Below are 24,763 nucleotides of genomic sequence, written 5' to 3' on the forward strand. Positions count from 1 at the left end.
GGGGTCGCCCGAGATCGGCGGACGACGGTCAGTGGCCCGCCTCGTGCCAGCTGCGGCCCACGCCGACGGACACGTCGAGCGGCACCGTGAGGTCTGCCGCCGCGCCCATCTGCTCGCGCACCACCGCCTCGACCTCGTCGCGCTCCCCCGCCGCGACCTCGAGCACGAGCTCGTCGTGCACCTGGAGCAGCAGGCGAGAGGCCAGCCCCCGCCGCTCGATCTCACGGTCGACGCCCAGCATCGCGACCTTGATGAGGTCGGCCGCGCTGCCCTGGATCGGCGCGTTGAGCGCCATGCGCTCCGCCATCTCGCGGCGCTGCCGGTTGTCGCTCGTGAGGTCGGGCAGGTAGCGCCGACGGCCCAGGATCGTGGCCGTGTACCCGGAGGCGCGCGCCTCCTCGACGACGCCGGCGAGGTACTCGCGCACGCCGCCGAAGCGCGTGAAGTAGTCCTGCATGAGCCCCGACGCCTCCGACACCTCGATGCCGAGCTGCTGCGACAGGCCGAACGCCGACAGCCCGTACGCGAGCCCGTAGCTCATCGCCTTGACCTTCGAGCGCATGGCGGGCGTCACGTCGGCCGGGTCGACCTCGAAGACCCGCGAGCCCACGTAGCGGTGCAGGTCCTCGCCCGACCGGAAGGCCTCGACGAGGCCCGCGTCGCCCGACAGGTGCGCCATGATCCGCATCTCGATCTGGCTGTAGTCGGCCGTCAGGAGCTGCTCGTAGCCCTCCCCCACGACGAACGCGCGGCGGATCCGTCGCCCCTCCTCCGTGCGGATCGGGATGTTCTGCAGGTTCGGGTCGGTCGAGCTCAGGCGGCCCGTCGCGGCGATCGTCTGCTGGAACGTCGTATGGATCCGGCCGTCCGCGGCGACGGACTTCAGGAGCCCCTCGACGGTCTGCCGGAGGCGGATCACGTCGCGGTGCGCGAGCAGGTGCGCGAGGAACGGGTGCTCGGTCTTCGCGAAGAGGTCCGCGAGCGCCGCAGCGTCCGTCGTGTAGCCCGTCTTGATCTTCTTGGTCTTCGGCATGGCGAGCTGGTCGAACAGGACCTCCTGGAGCTGCTTGGGCGACCCGAGGTTCACCTCGCGCCCGATCGCGTCGTAGGCCTCCTGGGCCTCGCGGGCCACCTGGTCGCCGAACTGGCCCTCGAGCTCGGTGAGGTACGGGACGTCCGCGGCGATGCCACGGCGCTCCATGCGCGCGAGGACGTCGGAGAGGGGGATCTCGACGTCGCGCAGCAGCCCGGTGGCGCCGCGGTCGCCCGTCTCGCCGACGAGCACCTCGGCGAGCTCGGTGACCGCGGCCGCACGGGTCGCGGACCGGTCGTTCTCCCCCGTGTCGTCGAGCGCCAGGTCGAGCGTGCCCTGCGCGGCGTCGTCCGCGGGGACCAGGTCGCGCTGCAGGAGCCGCTCGACGAGCTCGCCGAGGTCGTAGCCACGCTGGTCCGGGTAGCACAGGTACGCCGCCAGCTCGGTGTCGAACACGACGCCGCGCAGGGTGTACCCGCGTGCGGAGAGCTCGTGCCACGCGGCCTTCGCCCCGTGCAGCACCTTGGGTGCGTCGGCGTCACCGAGCCACGCCGCGAGCGCCTCGTCGGCGCGCGGGTCGAGGTCGGTGAGATCGACGACGATCGCGGCGCCCGACGGGTCGGCCACGGCGAGCGACCAGGCGTCGCCGTCCGCGGGGTGCGCGCGACCCTCGACGACGAGCCCCAGGCGGTCGCCCCGGCGCGCCACGAGCCACGGGCCGGGGCCGTCCGCCCCGAGCACGTCGACGGTCACGGAGACGGACGCGCGCGCCACGGGCTCCTCGTCCTGCACGGCCGGGTCGACGGCGATCAGCCGCTCGCGCAGCGGGCCGAACTGCAGCGCGTCCGCCACCCGGAACAGGGCGTCACGGTCGAAGCCGCGCAGCGCGAGGTCGTCGGGCGCGTACGCGAGCTCGACGTCGCGCAGCAGGGCGTTGAGCTCGCGGTTGAGGCGCACCTGCGCGGCGTGCTCGCGCAGCGCCTCGCCGCGCTTGCCGGTCACGGAGTCCTGCTGCTCGAGCAGGGCGTCCAGGTCGCCGTACTGGTTGATCCACTTGGCTGCGACGCCCGGGCCCACGCCGGGCACGCCGGGCAGGTTGTCGCTCGTCTCTCCCACCAGCGCCGCGAGGTCGGGGTAGCGCTCGGGCGGCACGCCATACTTGGCGGCCACCGCGTCGGGGGTCATGCGGGCGAGCTCGGACACGCCCCGGATCGGGTACAGCACGGTGACGTGCTCCGTGACGAGCTGCAGCGAGTCGCGGTCGCCCGAGCAGATCAGGACGTCCATGCCGGCTGCCTCGGCCTGCCCCGCGAGCGTCGCCAGGATGTCGTCGGCCTCGATGCCCTCGCGGTCGATGGACGGCACCTGCAGCGCGGCGAGGACCTCCCTGATGAGCGGGACCTGGCCGCGGAACGCCTCGGGCGTCGGCGACCGGGTGCCCTTGTACTCGGGGTAGCGCTCGGTGCGGAACGTCTGCCGCCCGGCGTCGAACGCGACCGCGAGGTGCGTCGGCTGCTCGTCGCGCAGCAGGTTGGTGAGCATCGACGTGAACCCGTAGACGGCGTTGGTGACCTCGCCCGTGCTGGTCACCATCGTGTCCGGCAGGGCGAAGAACGCCCGGAACGCCATCGAGTGGCCGTCGATCAGGAGGAGGCGGGGTCGCGCTGCGGTGCTCACGGGTGCCAACCTATCGGTCATGACCGACACCCCCACCCCGCAGTCCCCCGACCCCGCCGACCCGACATGGTGGCAGCAGGCCGCGCGCGGGACGCTCATCGAGCGCATGGGCATCGTGCTCGTCGAGGTGGGCGCGCAGCGCACCGTCGCGACCATGCCCGTCGCCGGCAACACGCAGCCGTTCGGCCTCCTGCACGGCGGCGCGTCCGCGGCGCTCGGCGAGACCCTCGGGTCGGTCGCCGCGCAGGTGCACGCCGGGCCGGGCCGCACCGTCGTCGGGATCGAGCTCGGGGCGACGCACCACCGCGCCGCGCGCGAGGGCGTGGTGACCGGGACGGCCACCGCCGTACACCTCGGCCGGACGACCGCGTCCTACGAGATCGTGGTCACCGACGACAGGGACCGGCGCGTCTCGACCGTCCGGCTGACCTGCCTGATCCTCGACCGCGGCTGACGACCCGGCCGGGCCTGCGACCGGGCCCGCCGACGACACCTCAGCCGACGAGGCGCCCCAGCTCCGTCGGGCGGTCGTCGTCGAGGTCGTCGACGGCGACGTCGATCGTGCGCGGGTCGCGGACCGTCCCGGGCGCGCGCTCCGGCGAGACCCCCGCGCGCGAGCGGCGCCGGCGAGCGATGAGCTCCTCGAGGCCCGTGTGCGCGCGACGGCGCGACGGGTGGTGCTCGACCGCGAGGCGCCGCTGCAACGTCGTGGTCGTCACGACCCGGTGGGTGGCGGCGGGCGCGAACCCCAGGCGCGCCAGGAAGCGCTGCGTGCCCCGGGCACCCGGGGCGGGCATGGCGTAGACCTCCGCCGCACCGTCGGTGACGGCTCGGTCGGCCACCCCGGCGAGCAGGGCGTGCCCCACCCCGTGCCGGCGTGCGTCCGGGCGCACGTACAGCGCCTCGAGGTAGACGACGCGGCGTTCCAGGAAGGCCGTGGGGCCGAGCGTGCGCCCGAGGACGAGCCCGACGACGACGCCGTGGCTCACCGCGACGAGCCCGAACCCGCCCGGGACGCTCAGCAGGACCCCGAGCTGCCCAGCGACCGTCTCGCGCTCGCCGGAGCACACCTGCGCTCCGGTGCTCGCCTCCGAGCGCGCCAGGACGCACAGGGCTGCCAGCTCGGGAACCTCGTCCGGACGAGCAGCACGGACCTCGACATCGACGCGCACGCGGGACCTCCTCGACGGCTGAGCGGACGAGGCTGGGCCTCGCTGCTGCGGCACCACTCTGTGACCGACCGGTCGCCGCGGCCCCTGAGGACCGGCTCGAGGCCGACCCGCGCGACGGACGTCACGCTAGCCCTGGACCGCGCCCCCCGACAAGACCCGCGCGGGGCGGACCGGCGCAGGAGCCGCCAGGGGACGTCAGGCCCCGCCGACCTGGTCGATGACGGCGTCCGCGACCTCGCGCATCGTCAGACGACGGTCCATCGACGTCTTCTGGATCCAGCGGAACGACTCGGGCTCCGTCAGGCCCATCTTGGTCATGAGCAGGCCCTTGGCGCGGTCGACGCGCTTGCGCGTCTCGAAGCGCTCGGCGAGGTCCGCGACCTCGGACTCGAGCGCGCTGATCTGCGCGTAGCGCGAGATGGCGAGCTCGACCGCGGGGAGCAGGTCGGCCGGCGTGAACGGCTTGACGACGTAGGCCATCGCGCCCGCGTCACGGGCCCGCTCCACGAGCTCGCGCTGCGAGAACGCGGTGAGCAGGACGACCGGCGCGCTGCGGTCCTTGCCGATCCGGTCGGCTGCCGAGATGCCGTCGAGCTCGGGCATCTTGACGTCCATGACGACGACGTCGGGGCGCAGCTCGGCGGCGAGGCGGACCGCGGTCTCGCCGTCACCGGCCTCGCCCACCACGTCGAAGCCCCCCTCACGGAGCGTCTCGACGACGTCCATGCGGATCAGGGCCTCGTCCTCGGCCACGACGGCCGTCCGGGCGGGCGTGCCGGTGGGGGCCGGCTTGGCCGGCGCGGCGAGCGGCGGGAGATCGAGGGGGACGGTGGCCGCGGGGGCGTCGGCGGCACCAGGCGTGGGGGTGGTCTCGGTGGCGGGGTTCTCGGTCACGTCCCCCATCGTAGTGCGGCGTTAGTGCGGCGGCGGGCCGGACCGCCGCGACCCGCGGCCGGCGGGCGCCAGGAGCACCGCGCGACGATTCCCGCGGGAGCGCGCGTCTGTGGTTCGATGGGGCCACCAGCCCCGGTAGCCCAACCGGCAGAGGCGTTCGGCTCAAACCCGATCCAGTGTGGGTTCGAATCCCACCCGGGGCACCCCTCCCACCCGCGAAGGCGCGATCGCGTGGGACAGGCGTGGGACAGGCGTGGGACACGGACCGTCGTCCGCGTCCCCCGCGAGCCGTCTCGGCGGACGATCCTGGCGGCCGTGCTCGCACCATCCAGGATGCGGAGCGCCTTCCCGACGTCGGACGTGAACCACGTCCACCCGTCTCCGGGTGAGGCGTTCGATCGGGCGATCCGGGAGGACGGGGGCGGAGCGCGACGCACCTGGACGCACCGTGCCGAGCCACCGGTGCACCGAGCCGTCCGGCTCGCAGACCGACCCACGCTGCGTCGGCGGGTGCGCCGTGCATAACGTCGCAGGACCAGCGAGGACAGCGCGGTCGCCGACGGTGTCAGCGGTGTCACCAGAGCAGAGGAGCCCCATCATGACCCAGCAGCCTGCGCACACCCCCGGCTCCGGGGCCGCCGCACCGGTCGCCGACGACGAGCAGCGCGGCATCGTCCGCGACATCGTCAAGGACGCGCGCTTCGCGATGCTGGCGACGCTCGACGCGACGGGGGCCATCGTCAGCCGACCCATGACCGTCCAGGAGGTCGAGTTCGACGGCGACCTCTGGTTCTTCGCCGACGCGTCGTCAGCACAGGTGTCCCAGATCCGGTCGGGAACCCCGGTGAACGTCGCGTTCACGACGTCGTCGTCATGGTTGTCGGTCGCGGGCCCGGCACGTGTGGTCGAGGACCGCGACAAGGCCCGCGAACTGTGGAACACGGTCGTCGAGGCATGGTTCCCCGACGGCCCCGACAGCCCGGCGGTCGTCCTGCTGAAGGTCGAGGCCGCCACCGCCGAGTACTGGGCCTCTCCGGGCGGCCGTATCTCGACGCTCCTCAGCCTCGTGAGGGCGAAGGTGACCGGGGAGCGTGACGAGGGCGGGACGAACGAGACGGTCGCCCTCTGACCCGCTCGCACCGCGGGAGGGTGTGAGCCGGCGAGCGGACGCAGCCCTCGTCGGCGCGCCGCGTACGGCAGTCTTGTCCTCGCGACCCCGCAGCCGCGGACCCCCGACCGGTCGCCAGGAGCGCGTGCATGAGTCAGGTTCTCGACCCCCCGGCGGTCCCCGACGACGTGGCAGCCCTCGGCCGGCAGGTCCGTGAGCTCGTCGTCGACCGCGGCGTGACGACGTCGGACGGTACCCGTGAGCGCCCGTGGCGGCTCGACCCCCTGCCGTGGCGCGTCGACGCCGCCGAGTGGGAGGGCGTCGCGGCCGGGGTGGCGCAGCGCGCCGAGCTCCTCGACGCCGTCCTGGCGGACGTCTACGGTCCGCGCCGGCTGCTCCGCTCGGGGCTCGTGCCGCCGCGGCTGGTGCTGGGCGACGCGGGCTTCCTGCCGGCGCTCGACGGCGTGCGGCTGTCCGGGCCGCGCCAGCTCGTGCAGGTCGCGGTGGACGTCGCCCGGACCCCCGCGGGCTGGCAGGTCCTTGCAGACCGCACGCAGGCGCCCTCCGGGGCCGGGTACGCCATGGAGGGGCGACGCATCGTGTCGCAGGTGTGCGCGGGCTCCTACCGGCAGTCCGCGGTACTCCGGGTAGGGCCGTACTTCCAGGCGCTGCGCGAGGCGCTGCAGGCCACCTCGCCCGACGGCGCGCAGGAGCCGCGTGTCGCGATCCTCACACCGGGCCCCCGGTCCGCGACCGCGTTCGACCAGGCGTTCAGCGCCGCACACCTCGGCATCCCGCTCGTCGGGGGACGCGACCTCGTCGTGCGCGAGGGGCGCGTGTGGCTGCGCGGCCTCGAAGGCCTCGAGCCCGTCGACGTGCTGTGGCGCCGGGTCGACGGGGCGGACTGCGACCCCCTCGACCTGGTGCGCGGGTCACGGCTCGGCGTCCCGGGGCTCGTGCGCGCCGTGCGGGGCGGTGGCGTGTCCGTCGTCAACCCGCTGGGCGCCGCCGTGCTGGAGAACCCGGCCCTGGGCGTGTTCCTCCCGGCCGCGTGCCGTGCCCTGCGCGACGAGGAGCTGCTGCTGGGCGGCCCGGCGACCTACTGGTGCGGCGACCCCGCCGCCCGCTCCCACGTGGTGACTCATCTCGCGGACCTCGTCGTGAAGTCGACCGACCGCGCGGTACCCGGTGCCACGGTGCGCGGCTGGACGCTCAGCGCCGCCGAGCGCGCCGACCTCGTCGCGCGCATCGGGGCCGACCCCGACGCGTGGGTCGGCCAGGAGCCCGTGCACCCCGACCGCACCCCGACGCTCACGGCCGGCGGCGTGCACGACCGCGAGACCGTGCTGCGGACCTTCGCGGTGGCCGCGCCGGAGGGGTACCGGCTCATGACGGGCGGACTGGCGCTCGCCTCCCCCACCGACGTCACCGGCGCCCTCATCAGCCACACCGCCGGCGCGATCGCGAAGGACCTGTGGGTGGTCGCCGCCGCGCCGGACGACACGGGGACCGGGGCGGGCGCCGGGACGGGCACCGACGACCCGACCTGGGAGGACCTCGTCGCGGGGCTCGCCGACGCGCCGGAACGCTCCCCCCTGCGGGTCTCGCACCCCGGGTCGGCACCGGCCCTGTCCCCGCGCGCCGCCGAGTCGTGGTTCTGGCTCGGGCGGTACGCCGAGCGGGCGGCGTGCGGCGTGCGGCTCCTGCGCGTCGTGCAGGACCGGCACCGCGACTTCCAGCACCGCCCGCACACGCCGGGCGGGGTCGCGCTCGACGTGCTGCTCACACTCCTCGAGGACGAGACCGTGCCCGGCGGACCGGGCGTCCTGCTCGGCCGGCGCGACCTCGACGGCACGATCGCCGCCGACGTCGACCGGCTCGTGGCCTGCTGCTTCGACGTGCGCGACCAGCTCCCCGCCGACACGTGGCTCGCGACCTCCGCGCTCGAACGGGCGCTCGACGCCGCCGACGCCGCCGCGCCGCAGGCGCCGCTGCACGAGCTCCTCGACGCGCTCGGCGAGGGGCTGCTGGCCCTCGCCGGCATCAGCGCGGAGAGCCTCGTGCGGGACGTCGGCTGGCACCTCCTGCAGGCCGGGCGACGCCTCGAGCGCGCCGCCCACCTCGCCCGGACGCTGGCCACCAGCGCCACCGTGCGTCCCGACGCGGTCGAGTCCCTCGTGCTCGACAGCCTGCTGGTCGCGCACGACAGCGTCCTGACGTACCGACGTCGCCACCAGGCGCGGCCCGACCTCGCGAGCGTGCTGGGGCTGCTCGTCCTCGACGGCACCAACCCGCGCTCGCTCGCGGCGCAGGTCGCCGGGCTGCACGACGCGTTCGCGCACGTGCCGGGCGACGCCGCCCGCACCGACCTGCGCGCGCGCCTCCTCGGCGACCTCGACGACCTGCTCGCCGAGGCCGACCCGGACGCGCTGGCGGGTGGCGCCGACGGTAGCGCCGACGGGGACGGCGCCGGCATGCCTCCGGCGGCCGCGGAGCGCACCCGGCTCGCCGAGCTCCTCGAGTCGGTGCGCTGGCGCCTCGACGCCCTCGCCGACGACACCACCCGCCTCGTCACGCCCGAGAGCACGTCGCTCGACCTCGACCTCGCGGACCCCGGCGACCCCTCCTCCCCCCAGGACCCCCGATGACACGCACCTACGACCTCGTGCACCGCACGCGCTACCGCTACGCGCAGGACGTCACGGTCTCCTACGGCCGGCTCACCACCAGCCCCGCCCAGCGGGCCGACCAGACGCTCGAGCACACCGAGGTGGAGATCGTCCCGGCGCCGGGCGACCTCGCTCCCGAGGGGCCCGACCACTTCGGCAACCACAGCGTGTACTTCTGCATCGACACGCCGCACCGGGAGCTCGTCGTGACCCGGCGCTCGCGGGTCCGTGTCGACCGGACCGTCCCGACGGACCTGCCGCACACCCCGTGGGAGGACGTGGCCGGCATCGCGGCTGCCCCCGGCTCGCTGGGCGACGTGGTCGACCTCGCCGAGGCGCTGCTGCCGTCGCAGCACGTCGTCCCCGGACCCGAGGTGGACGCGTTCGCGGCGCCGTCCTTCGTGCCCGGGCGCCCGGTCGGCGAGGTCGTCACCGACCTGGCGCACCGCATCCGGACCGAGCTCACCTACAAGTCCGGCTCCACGACCACGCGGACCACACAGGTCGAGCTGCTCGCACAGCGCACGGGCGTGTGCCAGGACTTCGCGCACCTCATGATCGCCGCGCTGCGCGCGCGAGGTGTTCCCGCGCGCTACGTCTCCGGCTACATCGAGACGCGCCCCGCGCCCGGGCGCGAGAAGCTCCGGGGCGCCGACGCGTCGCACGCCTGGGTGTCCGCCTGGATCCCGGGCGCCGGGTGGGTCGACGTCGACCCGACCAACGACCAGCTCGTCGACGAGCGGTACGTCACGATCGGCTGGGGACGCGACTTCCGCGACGTCGCGCCGCTCACGGGCGTGATCTTCACGGAGGGCTCCGGCTCGACCCTCACGGTCGAGGTGGACCTGGTGCCGGCGGGGTCGGCGCGCTTCGTGTGACGTCGCCGGGAGTCCCCGCGCACGACGACGGCGCGCCACCCCAGGAAGGGGTGGCGCGCCGTCGGCACACCGGGATCAGTCGCGGCGCGCGTTGTCCGACTCGTCGCCCGTCTTGTGGACGAGGATCGAGTTCGTCGTGCCCGACACGCCGATCGGCGCGCCCGAGACGACGACCACGAGGTCGTTCTTCTCGGCGAGGCCGTTGGCCTGCAGGGTCTGGTCGACCTGGTTCACCATCGCGTCCGTCGAGGACACGCTCGGGACGCTGTACGCCTGGACGCCCCACGTGAGAGCGAGACGGGCACGCACGGACTCGTCCGGGGTGAAGGCGAGCAGCGGGATGCGCGAGCGCAGACGCGACATACGACGGGCCGAGTCGCCCGACTGCGTGAACGTCACGAGGTACTTCACGCCCAGGGTCTCGCCGATCTCGGCGGCCGCACGGGTGATCGCGCCGCCACGCGTCGCCGGGGTCGAGCCGAGGGGCGCGATGCGCTCCCGACCCAGCTCCTCGGTCGCCTCGATGATGCGCGCCATCGTGCGCACCGTCTCGATCGGGTAGTCGCCCACGCTGGTCTCGCCCGAGAGCATGACGGCGTCCGCGCCGTCGAGGACGGCGTTCGCGCAGTCGGACGCCTCGGCGCGCGTCGGGCGCGGGTTGTTCGTCATGGACTCGAGCACCTGCGTGGCGACGATGACCGGCTTCGCGCTGCGGCGCGCGAGCTCCACCGCACGCTTCTGCATGATCGGGACCTGCTCGAGCGGCACCTCGACGGCCAGGTCACCACGGGCGACCATGATGCCGTCGAACGCCTCGACGATCTCGGCGAGGTTCTCGATGGCCTGCGGCTTCTCGATCTTCGCGATGACGGGGACGACGCGACCCTCCTCGTCCATGATCCGGCGGACGTCGTCGTAGTCCTTCGCGTTGCGGACGAACGACAGCGCGATGATGTCCGCGCCGAGACGCAGGGCCCAGCGCAGGTCCTCCTCGTCCTTGTCCGACATCGCGGGGACGGAGACCGCGACGCCCGGCAGGTTGATGCCCTTGTGGTTCGAGACCTGGCCGGCGACCTCGACGCGGGTCACCACGTCGTTGCCCTCGACCGCGGTGACGCGGACCTGGACCTTGCCGTCGTCGATCAGCAGCGGGTCGCCCACGCGGGCGTCGCCCGGGAGGCCCTTGAAGGTGGTCGAGACACGCGCGGCCGTGCCCTCGACGTCGTCGGCCGTGATGACGAAGGTGTCGCCCACGTTGAGGTGCGGCTTCACACCGTCCTTGAAGGCCCCGAGGCGGATCTTCGGCCCCTGGAGGTCGACGAGGACGGCGACGTTCCGGCCCGACGCCTCCGCCGCGGCGCGGACACCGTGGTAGACGGCGGCGTGCGCCTCCTGGTCACCGTGGCTCCGGTTGATGCGAGCCACGTCCAGACCCGCGTCGACGAGGGCACGAAGCATCTCCGGCGACTCCGTCGCGGGTCCGATGGTGGCAACGATCTTTGCTCTGCGCATGGCTCCAGCCTAGTTCTCTTGTCTTGTGCGGCGCACCGTCGCCTGACGACGCACCCGGGTCGGCGGGCGGCGCCCGGAGGGTGGGCGCCGACCGCCACGTCTCACATCTCTCAGGCCCGCAGCGACACCGTGTCCGCGGCGACCGGAGCCGGCAGCTCGGTGCCGCCCTGCAGGTACTCGTCCACCGCGGCCGCCGCGGCGCGCCCCTCGGCGATCGCCCACACGATGAGCGACTGGCCGCGGCCCGCGTCGCCCGCCACGAACACGCCGGGGACGTCGGTCGCGTACGTGGACGTGCGCGACACCAGGCCGCGCGACGTCAGCGACACACCCGACTGGCTCGCCAGGGACTCGGTCTCGGGGCCCGTGAAGCCCATGGCGACGAGCACCAGGTCGACCGGGACCTCCCGCTCGGTGCCCTCGGTCGGCACCCGGCGGCCGTCGGGCAGGTACTCCGTCGTCGCGACCTTCATGGCCCGCACGCGGCCGTCGTCGCCGCCGAGGAACTCGACGGTCGACGCCAGGTACTCGCGCTCGCCGCCCTCCTCGTGCGAGGACGAGACCTCGAACACGATCGGGTCGGTCGGCCACGGCTGGCTCGCCGGACGCGAGTCCGCGGGCCGCTTGCCGATCGCGAGGGTCGTGACCGACGCGGCGCCCTGGCGCAGCGACGTGCCGAGGCAGTCGGAGCCGGTGTCGCCGCCGCCGATCACGACGACGTGCTTGCCCGCGGCGCTGATCTGGCCCTCGACGGTGCCGCCCGCGGCCACCACGTTCGCCTGCGTGAGGAACTCCATCGCGAAGTGGATGCCCCCGAGCTCACGGCCCGGCAGAGGCAGGTCGCGCGGCACGGTCGCACCGGTCGCGACGACCACGGCGTCGTACCGGGTGCGCAGCGCGTCCCACGTGACGTCCTTGCCGATCTCGACGCCCGGACGGAACCGGGTGCCCTCGGCGCGCATCTGCTCGAGGCGACGGTCGATGTGCAGCTTCTCGAGCTTGAAGTCGGGGATGCCGTAGCGCAGCAGGCCACCGATCTTGTCGTCCCGCTCGTACACCGCCACGGTGTGGCCGGCGCGCGTGAGCTGCTGCGCCGCCGCGAGCCCCGCGGGACCCGACCCGACCACGGCCACCGTCGAGCCCGTCAGACGCTCGGGGACCTGGGGGGTCACCAGACCACGCTCGAACGCCTCGTCGACGATCGAGACCTCGACGTTCTTGATCGTCACGGCCGGCTGGTTGATGCCGAGCACGCACGCCGACTCGCACGGGGCCGGGCACACCCGACCCGTGAACTCCGGGAAGTTGTTCGTCGCGTGCAGGCGGTCGATCGCGTCCTTCCACTGCCCGCGCCAGACCAGGTCGTTCCACTCCGGGATGAGGTTGCCCAGCGGGCACCCCTGGTGGCAGAACGGGACGCCGCAGTCCATGCAGCGGCCCGCCTGCTCCTTGAGGAACGGCTGGCCCTCCACCCGGTGCTCGTGGACGTCGCGCCAGTCACGAAGACGCAGCTCGACGGGACGGTTCGCGGGCAGCTCGCGCTCGCGGACCTTCAGGAATCCTCGCGGGTCAGCCACGAGCCACCTCCAGGATCTGCTCCCACACACCGGGGGCCGCGGGATCGACGCCGTCGGCCTCGGCCTGGGCGAGAGCGGCCCGCATGCGGGCGTAGTCGGTCGGCAGCACGCGCGTGAACCGCGCCCGCGCAGCCAGGGGGTCTTCGGCGAACGCCTCGGCGAGCTCGGCGGCCAGGGGCGAGCCGGTCTCCTCGTGGTGGCGTCGCACGAGCTGCTCGACGAGGGCGGCGTCGTCGTCGTCGAGCGGGTCGAGCGAGAGCTCGTCGGCGGCCAGGGCCGCGCTGTTCACGGCCTGCTCACGCAGGTCCAGGACGTAGGCGGTGCCGCCGGACATGCCGGCTCCGAAGTTGCGGCCCGTGCGTCCGAGGACGAGGACGGTCCCGCCGGTCATGTACTCGCAGCCGTGGTCGCCCACGCCCTCGACGACCAGGGTCGCGCCCGAGTTGCGCACGCCGAAGCGCTCGCCCACGAGGCCGCGCAGGAAGATCTCGCCGGTCGTGGCGCCGTACCCGATGACGTTGCCCGCGATGACGTTGGTCTGGCCGGTGAGCACGGACGCGCGGTCCTGCCGGACCACGATCCGGCCGCCCGACAGGCCCTTGCCGACGTAGTCGTTGGCGTCACCGAACAGGCGCAGCGTGACGCCCCGCGGCAGGAACGCGCCGAACGACTGGCCGGCCGACCCGGTCAGGGTGACGTCGATCGTGCCGTCGGGCAGGCCCGCGCCGCCGTACCGCTTGGTGACCTCGTGGCCGAGCATCGTGCCGACCGTCCGGTTGACGTTGCGCACCGGCAGGTCGATCCGGACGGGCTCGCTGTTCTCGAGCGCGGCCGCGGCCAGGTCGATCAGCGTGTTGTCGAGCGCCTTGCCGAGACCGTGGTCCTGCACCTGCGTCTGGTGCAGGGTCGAGCCGGGTGCGGGCTCCGGCCGCGCGAGCACGGGACCGAGGTCGAGGCCCTCGGCCTTCCAGTGCTGCACCGCGTCGCGCGTGTCGAGCGCCGCGACGTCGCCGACGGCCTCCTCGAGCGTGCGGTAGCCGAGCTCGGCGAGCAGCTCGCGGACCTCTTCGGCGATGTACTCGAAGAACGTCTCGACGAACTCCGGCTTGCCGGTGAACCGGGAGCGGAGCTCGGGGTTCTGCGTCGCGACGCCCACCGGGCACGTGTCGAGGTGGCAGACGCGCATCATGATGCAGCCCGAGACCACCATGGGGGCGGTCGCGAAGCCGAACTCCTCGGCGCCGAGCAGCGCGGCCACGACGACGTCGCGGCCCGTCTTCATCTGCCCGTCGACCTGGACGACGATGCGGTCGCGCAGGTTGTTGAGCACGAGGGTCTGCTGGGTCTCGGCGAGGCCGATCTCCCAGGGCGTGCCCGCGTGCTTGAGCGACGTCAGCGGGCTCGCGCCCGTGCCGCCGTCGTGGCCCGAGATGAGGACGACGTCCGCGTGCGCCTTCGAGACGCCCGCCGCGACCGTGCCCACGCCGAACTCGGAGACGAGCTTGACGTGGACGCGCGCCGCCGGGTTGGCGTTCTTGGCGTCGTGGATGAGCTGCGCCAGGTCCTCGATCGAGTAGATGTCGTGGTGCGGCGGCGGCGAGATGAGGCCGACGCCCGGCGTCGAGTGCCGGGTCTTCGCGACCCACGGGTACACCTTGTGGCCCGGGAGCTGGCCGCCCTCGCCGGGCTTGGCGCCCTGGGCGAGCTTGATCTGGATGTCGTCCGCGTGCGTGAGGTACTCGGACGTCACGCCGAACCGGCCGGACGCGATCTGCTTGACGCGCGAGCGGCGCTCGGGGTCGTACAGACGCTCCGGGTCCTCGCCGCCCTCGCCCGTGTTGGAGCGGCCGCCGAGGCGGTTCATGGCGATCGCGAGGGTCTCGTGCGCCTCCGACGAGATGGAGCCGTACGACATCGCGCCCGTGTTGAAGCGCGCGACGATCGCGCTGACCGACTCGACCTCGTCGAGCGGGACGGCGGCACGCGTCGGGGCGAAGCGCAGCAGACCGCGCAGCGTCATGAGGCGGTTCGACTGCTCGTTCACGCGGTCCGTGTACTGCTTGAAGATGTCGTACCGGCGCGAGCGCGTGGCGTGCTGGAGGCGGAACACCGTCTCGGGGTCGAAGAGGTGCTCCTCGCCGTCCCGGCGCCACTGGTACTCGCCACCCGACACGAGGCCGGCGTGCGGCTGGTGGTTGCCCGACGCGGGGTACGCCTCGGCGTGCCGTGCGGCGACCTCGGCCGCGAGCACGTCGAGACCGACGCCGCCGAGGCGGCTCGTCGTGCCCGCGAAGTAGTCCGCGACGAGCTCGTGCGACAGGCCGAGGGCCTCGAACACCTGGGCGCCCCGGTACGACGAGATCGTCGAGATGCCCATCTTGGACATGACCTTCAGGACGCCCTTGCCGAGCCCCTTGATGAGGTTCGCGACGGCCTTCTCGGGGGCGACGGCGAGGTATCCGCGGCGCGCGAGGTCCTCGACGGTCTCCATCGCGAGGTACGGGTTCACCGCGGCGGCGCCGTAGCCGATGAGCAGCGCGACGTGGTGCACCTCGCGCACGTCTCCGGCCTCGACGACGAGCGACACCTGGGTGCGCGTGTGGCGGCGCAGCAGGTGGTGGTGCACCGCGGACGACAGCAGCAGCGACGGGATGGGCGCGAGGTCCTGGTTGGAGTCGCGGTCCGAGAGCACGATGAAGCTCGCGCCCGCCTCAACGTGCGCGTCGACCTCGGCGAAGATCTCCTCGAGTCGCGCGAGCAGGCCCGCGCCACCGTCCGCGACCTTGTAGAGGCCCCGCACCGTCACCGCGCGGAAGATGCCCGCGAGGTTCGGGTCACGGTCGACGCGGATGATCTTGGCGAGCTGGTCGTTGTCCAGCACCGGGAACGGCAGGACCAGCTTGCGCGCGTGCAGCGCGGTGTCCTCGAGCAGGTTCGGCTCGGGGCCGATCGCGCCGGCGATCGACGTCACCAGCTCCTCGCGGATCGCGTCGAGCGGCGGGTTGGTCACCTGCGCGAACATCTGCGTGAAGTAGTCGAAGAGCATGCGCGGCCGGCTCGACAGCACCGCGATCGGGGTGTCAGACCCCATCGCGCCGAGCGGCTCCGCGCCGTTCTCGCCCATGGGGCCGAGGATGATCTTGAGCTCCTCGGCGGTGTACCCGAAGGTGCGCTGCCGACGCTGCACCGACGCCGGCGAGTGGGCGACGTGCTCCCGCTCCGGCAGGTCCTTGAGGTACACGGAGTTCTCCGCGACCCACTGCTGGTACGGGCGCTTCGTGGACAGGGAGGCCTTGACCTCCTCGTCCTCGACGATCCGGCCCTGGTGCGTGTCGACGAGGAACATGCGGCCCGGCTCGAGCCGGCCCTTGCGCACGATCGTCGCGGGGTCGATGTCGAGCACGCCGGCCTCGGACGCGAGCACGACCAGGCCGTCCTCGGTGACCCAGTACCGACCCGGACGCAGACCGTTGCGGTCGAGGACCGCGCCGATGAGCGTGCCGTCCGTGAAGGTGAGGCAGGCGGGGCCGTCCCACGGCTCCATGAGCGTCGCGTGGTACTCGTAGAACGCGCGCAGCGCCGGGTCGAGGTCGTGGTTGTTCTCCCACGCCTCCGGGATCATCATCAGCACCGCGTGCGGGAGCGAGCGCCCGGACAGGTGCAGGAGCTCGAGGACCTCGTCGAAGCTCGCCGAGTCGCTCGACCCGTCCGAGCAGACGGGCAGCAGCGGGGCGAGGTCGCCCAGCGCCTCGCTCGCGAGGGTGCCCTCGCGCGCCGCCATCCAGTTGCGGTTGCCGCGCACCGTGTTGATCTCGCCGTTGTGCGCGATCTGCCGGAACGGCTGCGCGAGCGGCCACGACGGGAACGTGTTGGTCGAGAAGCGCGAGTGGACCAGCGCGATCTCGGACGCGTAGCGCGGGTCGGACAGGTCGGGGAAGAACGGCTCGAGCTGGGCCGTCGTCAGCATGCCCTTGTAGGTGATGGTGCGCGACGACAGCGACGCGAAGTACAGACCGAGCTCGTTCTCGGCGCGCTTGCGGACGCGGTAGGTCAGCCGGTCCAGCTCCACGCCGGCCAGCGCGCGCGACGGGTCGGCGAGCACGACCTGGCGGAACGTCGGCATCGAGGCGCGGGCCGTCGGGCCGACCAGGTCGGCCGTCACGGGCACGTCGCGCCACGCGAGGACGTCGAGCTTCTCCTCGGCGGCGATCGCCTCGAAGCGGCGGACGGTCGCGTCCTCGTCGCCGACCGGCAGGAACGCGGTACCGATCGCGTAGAAGCCCGCCGGGGGCAGCTCGGCGGCGACCACGTCACGGACGAACGCGTCGGGGATCTGCGTGAGGATCCCGGCGCCGTCGCCGCTGTTGACCTCGGCGCCCACCGCGCCGCGGTGGTCGAGGTTGAGCAGCGCGGTGAGCCCGGCGTCGACGATGTCGCGTCCCGGGGTCCCGCGCAGCGTCGCCACGAAGGCGACACCACAGGCGTCGTGCTCGGCGGCAGGGTCGTACAGGCCCTGTGCCGTGGGGGCGGTCCGGAGGCCCGGCTGGGCCGGCGGCGTCCCGTCGGTGCGCGGCGTCGTCATCAAGTCTGTCCTCACACGCCCCAGGCGTACGGGTACGCCGGGAGCCCTCGTTCGTTCGGGGGGTACGGGACGTCGTCGGCCCGTTCGGGTGCAGCGCTCACCGGCAGCGGCCGGTGGCGCACGCGCAGTCTCAGGAGGCCGGCGACCCGGTGGGGTCGGTGGCCTCCGTCTGCTCGGGCTCCGTCGCGGCGAGCTGTACCGTCTCTTCGCGCCCGGGGTGGCGGCGCCTGACGACGATGAACGCGATCAGCGCACCGACCCACACGAGGATCGACGTCCAGATGTTGAGCCGCAGCCCGAGGATGTGCTCCGCGGTGTCGATCCTGAGCGCTTCGATCCAGACGCGTCCCGTCGTATAGATCAGCACGTACAGCCAGAATACCTGACCATGACCGAGCCGGAACCGACGGTCCAACCAGATGAGGAGGAACGCCCCCGCGACGTTCCAGAGCAGCTCGTACAGGAACGTCGGGTGGAAGGTCGTGCCCTCCGCGAACGGCAGCCCGGTCGACGGGTCGATCGGCAGGTGCGCGCTGTCGATCCGCAGCGCCCAGGGCAGGTCGGTGGGTGACCCGAACAGCTCCTGGTTGAAGTAGTTTCCGAGGCGGCCGATCGCCTGGGCGAACAGCAGCCCCGGGGCGAGCGCGTCCGCGAACGCCGGATAGCTCACCTTGAGGCGCCGGCAGCCGATGTACGCGCCGACCGCACCGAGCGCGATCGCACCCCAGATGCCGAGACCGCCGTCCCAGATGTAGAGCGCCTTCGCGGGGTTGCCGCCCTTGCCCCAGTAGGGCTCCGGCGTGGTGATCACGTGGTACAGCCGGCCGCCGACGATGCCGAACGGCACCGCCCACAGCGCGATGTCGAGGACGTCGTCGGCGTGGCCGCCGCGCGCGACCCACCGGCGGCGCGTCACGACGATCGCGACCACGATCCCGGCGAGGATCGCGAACGCGTAGGCACGCAGCGGGATGCCGCCCGCGTGCCACACGCCCTGCGACGGGCTCGGGATCGACGCCGAGAGCGTGCCCAGCTGCGCCGTCAGGCTCACGACACGGACCCGGAGCGCGCCTGGGCGACGCCCGCGGCGAGCTCGTCGGCCACCTGGCCCAGCGCGCGCAGGCGCTCGGACCACGGGGCGTCGCCCAGCAGCGGCCGGACGAACGCCGAGCCGACGATCACGCCGTCCGCGTACGCACCCACCTCGGCCGCCTGGTCGCCCGTCGAGACTCCCAGCCCGACGCAGACCAGGTCGCCGCCGCGCTCGCGCGTGGCCTCGACGAGCTGGCGGGCCCGCGGCCCCACGCTCGCGCGGGCGCCCGTCACGCCCATCGTCGACGCCGCGTACACGAAGCCGCGGGACGCGCGCGCCGTGAGCTGCAGGCGCTCCGGGGTCGAGCTCGGCGCGACCAGGAACACCCGGTCGAGGCCGTGCGCGTCCGACGCCGCGACCCACTCCGACGCCTCGTCGGGGATGAGGTCGGGCGTGATGAGCCCCGCTCCCCCGGCGGCCGCGAGAGCGGCGGCGAACGCGTCGACGCCGTAGCGCACCACGATGTTCCAGTACGTCATGACGAGCGTCGGGGTGCCCGTCGGCGCGGTCGCACGGACCGCGTCGAACACGCTGCTCACCCGGAAGCCGGCCTCGAGCGCCTGCTCGGCCGCACGCTGGATCGTCGGGCCGTCCATGACCGGGTCGGTGTACGGGACGCCGAGCTCGAGGACGTCGACGCCGTGCTCGACGAGCGTGAGCGCCGCCTCGATCGACTGCTCGACCGAGGGGAACCCGACCGGCAGGTAGCCCACGAGTGCCGGGCGGCCCTCGTCGCGCAGCCGGCGCAGCAGCGGCGCGACCCCGGAAGCGGTCTGCGCACCGGCTCGGGGTGCGTCCGTGGACGGGTTCGCAGTCACTGGTCGCCTCCGGTGGTCGGCGTGGCCGGCGCGTCCGACGCGCTGGACGAGTCGTCAGCGGCGGCGGCGTGGTCGTGGTCGAGCATCCCGAACCAGCGGGCCGCGGTCGCCACGTCCTTGTCGCCGCGACCGGACAGGTTCACCAGGATCGTGGGGCTCTCCCCGCGCGCGGCGGCCTCACGGCCCACCTGCAGGGCGCCCGCGAGCGCGTGCGACGACTCGATCGCCGGGATGATGCCCTCGGTCCGGCACAGCAGCGCGAAGGCGTCCATGGCCTCCTCGTCCGTGATCGGCCGGTAGGTCGCGCGCCCCAGGTCGTGGAGCCAGGCGTGGGCGGGCCCGACGCTCGGGTAGTCGAGGCCCGCGGAGATCGAGTGGCTCGGCAGCGTCTGCCCGTCGGCGTCCTGCAGCAGGTAGCTGCGGGCGCCGTGCAGGACGCCCGGGGCGCTCGTGCCCGCGAACCGCGCCGCGTGACGGCCCGACTCGATGCCCTCGCCGCCGGCCTCGAAGCCGTACAGCGCGACGTCGGGCTCGTCGAGGAAGGCGTTGAAGATGCCGAGGGCGTTGGAGCCGCCGCCCACGCACGCCACGACGGCGTCAGGCAGGGCGCCCGTACGCTCGCGCAGCTGGTCGCGCGCCTCCTCGCCGATGATCTTGTGGAAGTCGCGCACCATCTCGGGGAACGGGTGCGGGCCCGTCACCGTGCCGAGCAGGTAGTGCGTCGAGTCGACGTTCGCCACCCAGTCGCGCAGCGCCTCGTTGATGGCGTCCTTGAGCGTGCGGGTGCCGATCGTGACGGGCACGACCTCGGCGCCCAGCAGGCGCATGCGGGCCACGTTGAGCGCCTGGCGCTGGGTGTCCTCCTCGCCCATGTAGACGACGCACTCGAGGTCGAGGAGCGCGGCTGCCGTGGCGGTGGCGACGCCGTGCTGGCCCGCGCCCGTCTCGGCGATCACGCGCGTCTTGCCCATGCGCTTGACGAGCAGCGCCTGGCCCAGCACGTTGTTGATCTTGTGGGACCCGGTGTGGTTGAGGTCCTCCCGCTTGAGGAACACCCGCACCCCGGACCCGCCGGCGTGCTCCGCGAACCGCGGCACCTCGGTGAGCGGGCTGGGCCGGCCCACGTAGTCCTTGAGCAGCCGGGCGAGCTCGTCCCGGAACGCGGGGTCGTCGACGGCCTTGCGGTACTCCGCCTCGACCTCGTCCAGCGCCGCGACGAGCGCCTCCGGCACGAACCGGCCGCCGTACTCACCGAAGTACGGACCCTGCTGGGTCTGCAGGAGCGGGTTGAGGAACGCGGGCTCCTCGGGGGGCGTGGAGGGCAGGTCTGGCACAGCGGGCTCCTGGGTCGGGTCGGTGCCGCGCCGGGGGGTGGCGCCGCGCGGACGGTCGGCGGCGACGCTCAGTGGCGCACCGCGCGCAGGGACGGGTGGGCACCGGCGGCGACGAGGTCGGCGACGGAGTCGCGCGGCGCGTCGTCCGTCACGAGGGCCTCGCCCACGAGCACCGCGTGGGCGCCGGACCGGGCGTAGTCCATGACGTCGTGCGGGCCCCGCACGCCGGACTCGGCCACGCGGACGACCTCGTCGGGGATCGCGGGCGCGAGGCGCGCGAACGTCGAGCGGTCGACGTCGAGCGTCTTGAGGTCGCGCGCGTTGACACCCACGACCCGGGCGCCCGCGGCGAGCGCACGCTCGACCTCCTCGAGCGTGTGGACCTCCACGAGCGCGGTCATGCCGAGCGAGTGGACGCGCTCGACGAGCGACTCGAGCACGGTCTGCTCGAGCGCGGCGACGATGAGCAGCACGAGGTCGGCGCCGTGCGCACGCGCCTCCCACACCTGGTACGGCGTGACGACGAAGTCCTTGCGCAGCACGGGGATGTCGACACGGGCGCGCACGGCGTCGAGGTCGGCGAGCGAGCCGTGGAAACGGCGCTCCTCCGTGAGGACGGAGATGACCGCGGCCCCCCCGTGCTCGTACTCGTGGGCGAGCGCCGCCGGGTCGGAGATGGTCGCGAGGGCCCCGCGGGACGGGCTCGACCGCTTGACCTCGGCGATGACCGCGACCGCGTCCTCCTGCTTGAGGCGGCTCACGCACTCGATCGCCGATGGCACGCGCGCCGCACGTTCCTTGAGCTCGTCGAGGGACGTCGCGGCCTGGCGCACGGCCAGGTCGGCGCGCACCCCGGAGATGATGTCGTCCAGGACCGTCATCGTTCCCACTCCCCTTCACCGCTGCCGTCGAGGGACACGGGCCGGCACCCCTCCGCGTCCTCGACCATCGTAGGGCCGCGCGCGGACCGCCCCGACCACGCGTCACCAGCCGAGACGGCCGGTCGTCCCGTCAGTGGCCGAGCCAGGGTGTGACGCCGGGCAGGTTGCGGACGACCCAGAACGTCAGGACGACGACCACCGCGGCGGCCACGAGGACGCGACCGTGGCGCCACCGCACGGGGGGTGCGCCGGTCCGCAGCCGCCACACCCACACGACCCACCCGACGACGAGCAGGGGGGCGAGGACCGTCCACAGGGGGTTGAAGGACCACGCGGCCCCGATGTCGAGGTGCGTGAGGGCGTGCGTCGCGCGGAGGGCACCGCAGCCGGGGCACGCCCAGCCGGTGAGGGCGAGGAACGGGCAGGCCGGGTAGTGCCCGGGCGTGCTCGGGTCGACGACGGCGACGAGCGCCGTGGCCGCCGCGACGGCGCCGCCGACGGCGAGGGCGGTGGTGGTCCGCCGTGCCGACGAGACGGACGACGAGACGTCAGTCCTCGGCGGGCTGCCCGTGACCGGCCTTCCGCAGGAACCAGCCCCCGACGAGGCCCACCAGCACCACGACGACGCCCGCGACCCACACGACGGGGGTCACGACGACCATGCCGATCCCGACGAGCAGCACGCCCACCATGACGCCGATCATCGCGAACCAGGCGGCGAGGGTGTGGCCCTCGTTGGCGCGCGGGGAGGCGGGAGGCAGGTAGTTGTCAGACATGGTTCGCCTTTCGGTGGTGTACAGCAGGGTATCGGACGGCCGCTCAGGCGTCCGGTCGGTCCGTGGGGTCCTCGCCACGGCTCAGCGAGTCCCAGACGGCGTGGTGGTCGTCCGCGTCGATCGCGTCAGCGCTCCCACCGTCGCCGTCGCCGGCACCCGGGGCGGTGTCGGCGGTCCCCGAGGCCGTGGAGGCGGCGGCGGTCGGGGGCGCGACCGTGCCCGCGCGCTCGTGACGCGTCGAGAACGTCCAGGTGCGCGCTCCCACGAGGGCGAGCACGGAGACGACGACGACGAGGACGCCCAGGACGGCCGTGAGCCACGGCCAGACGCTGACGTGCACGGGCTCGATGAGCACGGTGACGCCGGTCGTGTCGGCGGCGGCGCGCACCGCGACGGGGCGCGGGTCGCGCAGGACGCCCACGGCCGCGCCGGTCACGACGACGCCTGCGACGGCGGTGACGACCGGCACGAGGTACCGGCCGAGCCGGCCCACGATCCCGAGCGCGAGCGCTCCGGCCGCCACGACGAGGGCGCCCGCCGCGACGCCGGGCGCGGCCTTGGTGCCCGCGACCGTCACGGCGACGTGCGCGGAGATGGCGGTGGAACCGGCGGACGTCAGCCAGGTCGGCACGGCCGTGCCGAGCGCGAGGAGACCGAGCAGCAGCAGCGTCAGGACGCTCGTACGACGGTCCAGACGGGTGAGCCCGACGCGGCGGCTCATGCCGTCGGCACCGGGGTCGCGTCCGTCGTCGGACCGGTCGTCGGGTCCGTCGCGGCTCGCAGGCGCGCCGCGATCTGGACCGCACGCACGGGCGCCGCGGCCTTGTTGCGCGACTCGGCGTACTCGAGCGCCGGGACCGAGTCGGCGACGATGCCGCCGCCCGCCTGGACGCTCGCCCGGCCGTCCCGGATGAGGGCGGTGCGGATCGCGATCGCCATGTCCATGTCGCCCGCGAAGTCGAAGTAGCCGACCGTCCCGCCGTACACGCCGCGGCGCGCGGGCTCGAGCTCGTCGATGAGGGCGATCGCGCGCGGCTTCGGGGCGCCCGAGAGCGTGCCCGCGGGGAACGTCGCGACGAGCGTCTGGAGCGCGGTGGCGCCCGGGCGCAGCGTCCCGGTGACCGTCGAGCACAGGTGCATGATGTGGCTGAACCGCTTGGTCGCCATGAACTCGACGACCTCGACGGACGACGGCTCGCAGACCTTCACCAGGTCGTTGCGCGACAGGTCCACGAGCATGACGTGCTCGGCGAGCTCCTTGGCGTCCTGGAGCAGCTCCTCGCCGAGGGCGACGTCCTCGGCCGGGGTGGCACCGCGGGGTCGCGACCCCGCGATGGGGTAGGTCATGACGTTCCCGTCGGTGACCTTGACGAGGGTCTCGGGGCTCGAGCCGACCACCGCGAACCGGCGGCCGTCGTGGTCCGCGAGCTCGAAGTAGTACATGTACGGGCTGGGGTTGACCGTGCGCAGCACGCGGTACACGTCGAGCGGCGACGCCGGGCAGTCCACGTCGATGCGCTGCGAGACGACGACCTGGAAGACCTCGCCCTCGCGGATCGCCTCCTTGCCGGCGACGACCGCGGCCTCGAAGTCCTCGCGGCTCGTGCGGAACTCGAGCTCGGGCTCGGGCAGGTCCGCGAGCACGAACGGCGCGCCCGCACCGCCCCCCGCCGCGACGAGGTCGGCCTGCATCGCGTCCAGCCGGGCCACCGCGTCGAGGTAGGCCTCGTCGACGCGCTCGTCGGTGTCGTCGAAGTTGATCGCGTTCGCGACGAGCCAGACGCTGCCCTCGACGTGGTCGACGACCGCGAGGTCGGTCGCGAGGAGCAGCGTGAGCTCGGGCACGCCGAGCTCGTCCGGCGCGAGACGTGGCAGCGTCGGCTCCCAGTGCCGCACGACGTCCCAGCCGAGCGCCCCGGCGAGACCGCCGGTGAACGGCGGCAGCCCCTCGACCGCCGGCGTCCGCAGGGCCTCGAGCGTCGCGTCCAGCACGTCGAGCACGTCGCCCTCGGCGGGCACGCCCACGGGGACGTCGCCCGACCACGCCGCTCGCCCGTCCACGGACGTCAGCGTCGCGCGCGAGCGGACGCCCACGAACGAGTAGCGGGCCCACGAGCCGTCGACCTCGGCCGACTCCAGCACGAACGTGCCGGGCCGCGACGCCGCGAGCGCCCGGTAGAGCCCCACGGGCGTCACGTCGTCGGCGAGCAGACGGCGCACGACGGGAACGACACGTCGGTCCTTCGCGAGCTCGCGGAAGCCGTCCGCGGACGGCCACGTGGTGCCCCAGTCGATCCCGGTGGCACGTGTGGCACGGACCTCGGTCATGCGTCCTCCCCGCTCGGGTCGCGGGTGCCGACGACGGCGCCCAGGTCGCCGCCCGCCTCGAAGCAGGTGCGCGTGCCCGTGTGGCACGCCGCGCCGACCTGGTCGACCCGCACGAGCAGCGCGTCGCCGTCGCAGTCGAGCGACACGGAGCGCACGTACTGCCGGTGGCCCGACGTGTCGCCCTTGCGCCAGTACTCGCCGCGCGAACGGCTCCAGAACGTCACGCGCCCGGAGGTGAGGGTGCGGTGCAGCGCCTCGTCGTCCATCCAGCCGAGCATCAGGACGTCGCCCGTGTCGTGCTGCTGGACGATCGCGGCGACCAGACCGGCGTCGTCGCGCTTGAGGCGCGCCGCCACGGCCGGGTCCAGCGCGCTGCCGCCGCCCGCCACTGAGGGGTCGGACCGGCGAGGGTCGGGGCTGGTGGAAGACAC

General features: G+C 73.7%; 19 protein-coding genes, 1 tRNA gene and 1 pseudogene. 5 read left to right on the forward strand and 16 right to left on the reverse strand.

Going from position 1 to position 24,763, the window contains the following annotated elements:
• Positions 1-28: 28 nt before the first annotated feature.
• Complete coding sequence (gene polA, locus CLV34_RS14745; RefSeq protein ID WP_100351145.1) at positions 29-2,731, reverse strand: DNA polymerase I; 2,703 nt, start codon at positions 2,729-2,731, stop codon at positions 29-31.
• Between polA and CLV34_RS14750 the strand changes: the two genes are divergently transcribed.
• Positions 2,730-3,164, forward strand: coding sequence for a hotdog fold thioesterase (locus tag CLV34_RS14750; RefSeq protein ID WP_100351081.1), 435 nt, complete (start codon positions 2,730-2,732; stop codon positions 3,162-3,164). The two genes, polA and CLV34_RS14750, sit on opposite strands and share 2 nt — an antisense overlap.
• A gap of 40 nt (positions 3,165-3,204) precedes the next feature.
• Here the strand turns inward: CLV34_RS14750 and CLV34_RS14755 are convergent, their stop codons facing one another.
• Positions 3,205-3,882, reverse strand: a complete 678-nt coding sequence (locus CLV34_RS14755; protein WP_157803873.1) for a GNAT family N-acetyltransferase — start codon at positions 3,880-3,882, stop codon at positions 3,205-3,207.
• A 195-nt stretch (positions 3,883-4,077) separates the two neighbouring features.
• Positions 4,078-4,776, reverse strand: coding sequence for an ANTAR domain-containing response regulator (locus tag CLV34_RS14760; RefSeq protein WP_100351083.1), 699 nt, complete (start codon positions 4,774-4,776; stop codon positions 4,078-4,080).
• 129 nt (positions 4,777-4,905) lie between these two features.
• Here CLV34_RS14760 and CLV34_RS14765 point away from each other — a divergent pair.
• The 4 genes from CLV34_RS14765 (at position 4,906) to CLV34_RS14780 (ending at position 9,431) form a co-directional block, all read left to right on the forward strand.
• Positions 4,906-4,979: transfer RNA gene (locus tag CLV34_RS14765), tRNA-Leu, on the forward strand.
• 395 nt (positions 4,980-5,374) lie between these two features.
• Positions 5,375-5,905, forward strand: a complete 531-nt coding sequence (locus tag CLV34_RS14770) for a pyridoxamine 5'-phosphate oxidase family protein (protein ID WP_100351084.1) — start codon at positions 5,375-5,377, stop codon at positions 5,903-5,905.
• Between the two features lie 128 nt (positions 5,906-6,033).
• Positions 6,034-8,532 (forward strand): circularly permuted type 2 ATP-grasp protein, encoded by a 2,499-nt coding sequence (locus CLV34_RS14775; protein ID WP_100351085.1) that lies wholly within the window; start codon positions 6,034-6,036, stop codon positions 8,530-8,532.
• Entirely contained in the window at positions 8,529-9,431 is a 903-nt protein-coding gene (locus CLV34_RS14780; RefSeq protein WP_100351086.1) for a transglutaminase family protein, read from the forward strand. The genes CLV34_RS14775 and CLV34_RS14780 overlap by 4 nt, the downstream gene beginning before the upstream one ends.
• Before the next feature lie 75 nt (positions 9,432-9,506).
• On the opposite strand, the gene pyk is transcribed toward CLV34_RS14780, so the two are convergent.
• From pyk to hisI, 13 genes and pseudogenes are all read right to left on the reverse strand, one after another.
• A complete protein-coding gene (pyk, locus tag CLV34_RS14785) occupies positions 9,507-10,943 on the reverse strand; it encodes a pyruvate kinase (protein ID WP_100351087.1) in 1,437 nt (478 codons plus the stop codon).
• A gap of 110 nt (positions 10,944-11,053) precedes the next feature.
• Positions 11,054-12,520, reverse strand: coding sequence for a glutamate synthase subunit beta (locus tag CLV34_RS14790; RefSeq protein WP_100351088.1), 1,467 nt, complete (start codon positions 12,518-12,520; stop codon positions 11,054-11,056).
• Complete coding sequence (gene gltB / locus CLV34_RS14795; RefSeq protein ID WP_100351089.1) at positions 12,513-17,102, reverse strand: glutamate synthase large subunit; 4,590 nt, start codon at positions 17,100-17,102, stop codon at positions 12,513-12,515. The genes CLV34_RS14790 and gltB overlap by 8 nt, the downstream gene beginning before the upstream one ends.
• Before the next feature lie 130 nt (positions 17,103-17,232).
• Entirely contained in the window at positions 17,233-18,153 is a 921-nt protein-coding gene (lgt, locus tag CLV34_RS14800) for a prolipoprotein diacylglyceryl transferase (RefSeq protein WP_245859273.1), read from the reverse strand.
• Entirely contained in the window at positions 18,150-19,013 is an 864-nt protein-coding gene (trpA, locus tag CLV34_RS14805; RefSeq protein WP_100351090.1) for a tryptophan synthase subunit alpha, read from the reverse strand. Before trpA ends, lgt begins: the two co-directional genes overlap by 4 nt.
• Positions 19,010-20,338, reverse strand: coding sequence for a tryptophan synthase subunit beta (gene trpB / locus CLV34_RS14810; RefSeq protein WP_245859286.1), 1,329 nt, complete (start codon positions 20,336-20,338; stop codon positions 19,010-19,012). Before trpB ends, trpA begins: the two co-directional genes overlap by 4 nt.
• A 77-nt stretch (positions 20,339-20,415) precedes the next feature.
• Positions 20,416-21,228: an indole-3-glycerol phosphate synthase TrpC gene (trpC, locus tag CLV34_RS14815; protein WP_100351092.1), complete on the reverse strand. Its 813-nt coding sequence runs from the start codon at positions 21,226-21,228 to the stop codon at positions 20,416-20,418.
• A gap of 130 nt (positions 21,229-21,358) precedes the next feature.
• Positions 21,359-21,502, reverse strand: coding sequence for a hypothetical protein (locus CLV34_RS17110; protein ID WP_245859274.1), 144 nt, complete (start codon positions 21,500-21,502; stop codon positions 21,359-21,361).
• Between the two features lie 15 nt (positions 21,503-21,517).
• Positions 21,518-21,640, reverse strand: a pseudogene (locus CLV34_RS17235) (DUF2752 domain-containing protein); the annotation flags it as partial.
• A 136-nt stretch (positions 21,641-21,776) separates the two neighbouring features.
• Positions 21,777-22,004 (reverse strand): HGxxPAAW family protein, encoded by a 228-nt coding sequence (locus CLV34_RS14825; protein ID WP_100351093.1) that lies wholly within the window; start codon positions 22,002-22,004, stop codon positions 21,777-21,779.
• Positions 22,005-22,047: 43 nt separating this feature from the next.
• Positions 22,048-22,725: a Trp biosynthesis-associated membrane protein gene (locus CLV34_RS14830; protein ID WP_100351094.1), complete on the reverse strand. Its 678-nt coding sequence runs from the start codon at positions 22,723-22,725 to the stop codon at positions 22,048-22,050.
• The gene (locus CLV34_RS14835; protein ID WP_100351095.1) at positions 22,722-24,332 is read right to left on the reverse strand and encodes an anthranilate synthase component I; all 1,611 of its coding nucleotides are present in this window, start codon (positions 24,330-24,332) and stop codon (positions 22,722-22,724) included. Before CLV34_RS14835 ends, CLV34_RS14830 begins: the two co-directional genes overlap by 4 nt.
• Positions 24,329-24,721 (reverse strand): phosphoribosyl-AMP cyclohydrolase, encoded by a 393-nt coding sequence (hisI, locus tag CLV34_RS14840; RefSeq protein ID WP_100351096.1) that lies wholly within the window; start codon positions 24,719-24,721, stop codon positions 24,329-24,331. Before hisI ends, CLV34_RS14835 begins: the two co-directional genes overlap by 4 nt.
• Positions 24,722-24,763: the final 42 nt, after the last annotated feature.

Origin of the sequence: Luteimicrobium subarcticum (genome assembly GCF_002798015.1) — a bacterium.
In the GTDB taxonomy this organism is placed as follows: Bacteria; Actinomycetota; Actinomycetes; order Actinomycetales; family Cellulomonadaceae; genus Luteimicrobium; species Luteimicrobium subarcticum.

Coding starts and splice junctions, on each gene's coding strand:
- trpC (WP_100351092.1), bottom strand. CDS start 21,228: ATGACGGTCCTGGACGACATCATCTCCGGGGTGCGCGCCGACCTGGCC.
- gltB (WP_100351089.1), bottom strand. CDS start 17,102: ATGACGACGCCGCGCACCGACGGGACGCCGCCGGCCCAGCCGGGCCTC.
- pyk (WP_100351087.1), bottom strand. CDS start 10,943: ATGCGCAGAGCAAAGATCGTTGCCACCATCGGACCCGCGACGGAGTCG.
- CLV34_RS14775 (WP_100351085.1), top strand. CDS start 6,034: ATGAGTCAGGTTCTCGACCCCCCGGCGGTCCCCGACGACGTGGCAGCC.
- CLV34_RS14830 (WP_100351094.1), bottom strand. CDS start 22,725: ATGAGCCGCCGCGTCGGGCTCACCCGTCTGGACCGTCGTACGAGCGTC.
- CLV34_RS14750 (WP_100351081.1), top strand. CDS start 2,730: ATGACCGACACCCCCACCCCGCAGTCCCCCGACCCCGCCGACCCGACA.
- polA (WP_100351145.1), bottom strand. CDS start 2,731: ATGACCGATAGGTTGGCACCCGTGAGCACCGCAGCGCGACCCCGCCTC.
- CLV34_RS14770 (WP_100351084.1), top strand. CDS start 5,375: ATGACCCAGCAGCCTGCGCACACCCCCGGCTCCGGGGCCGCCGCACCG.
- CLV34_RS14780 (WP_100351086.1), top strand. CDS start 8,529: ATGACACGCACCTACGACCTCGTGCACCGCACGCGCTACCGCTACGCG.
- CLV34_RS14825 (WP_100351093.1), bottom strand. CDS start 22,004: ATGTCTGACAACTACCTGCCTCCCGCCTCCCCGCGCGCCAACGAGGGC.
- CLV34_RS14835 (WP_100351095.1), bottom strand. CDS start 24,332: ATGACCGAGGTCCGTGCCACACGTGCCACCGGGATCGACTGGGGCACC.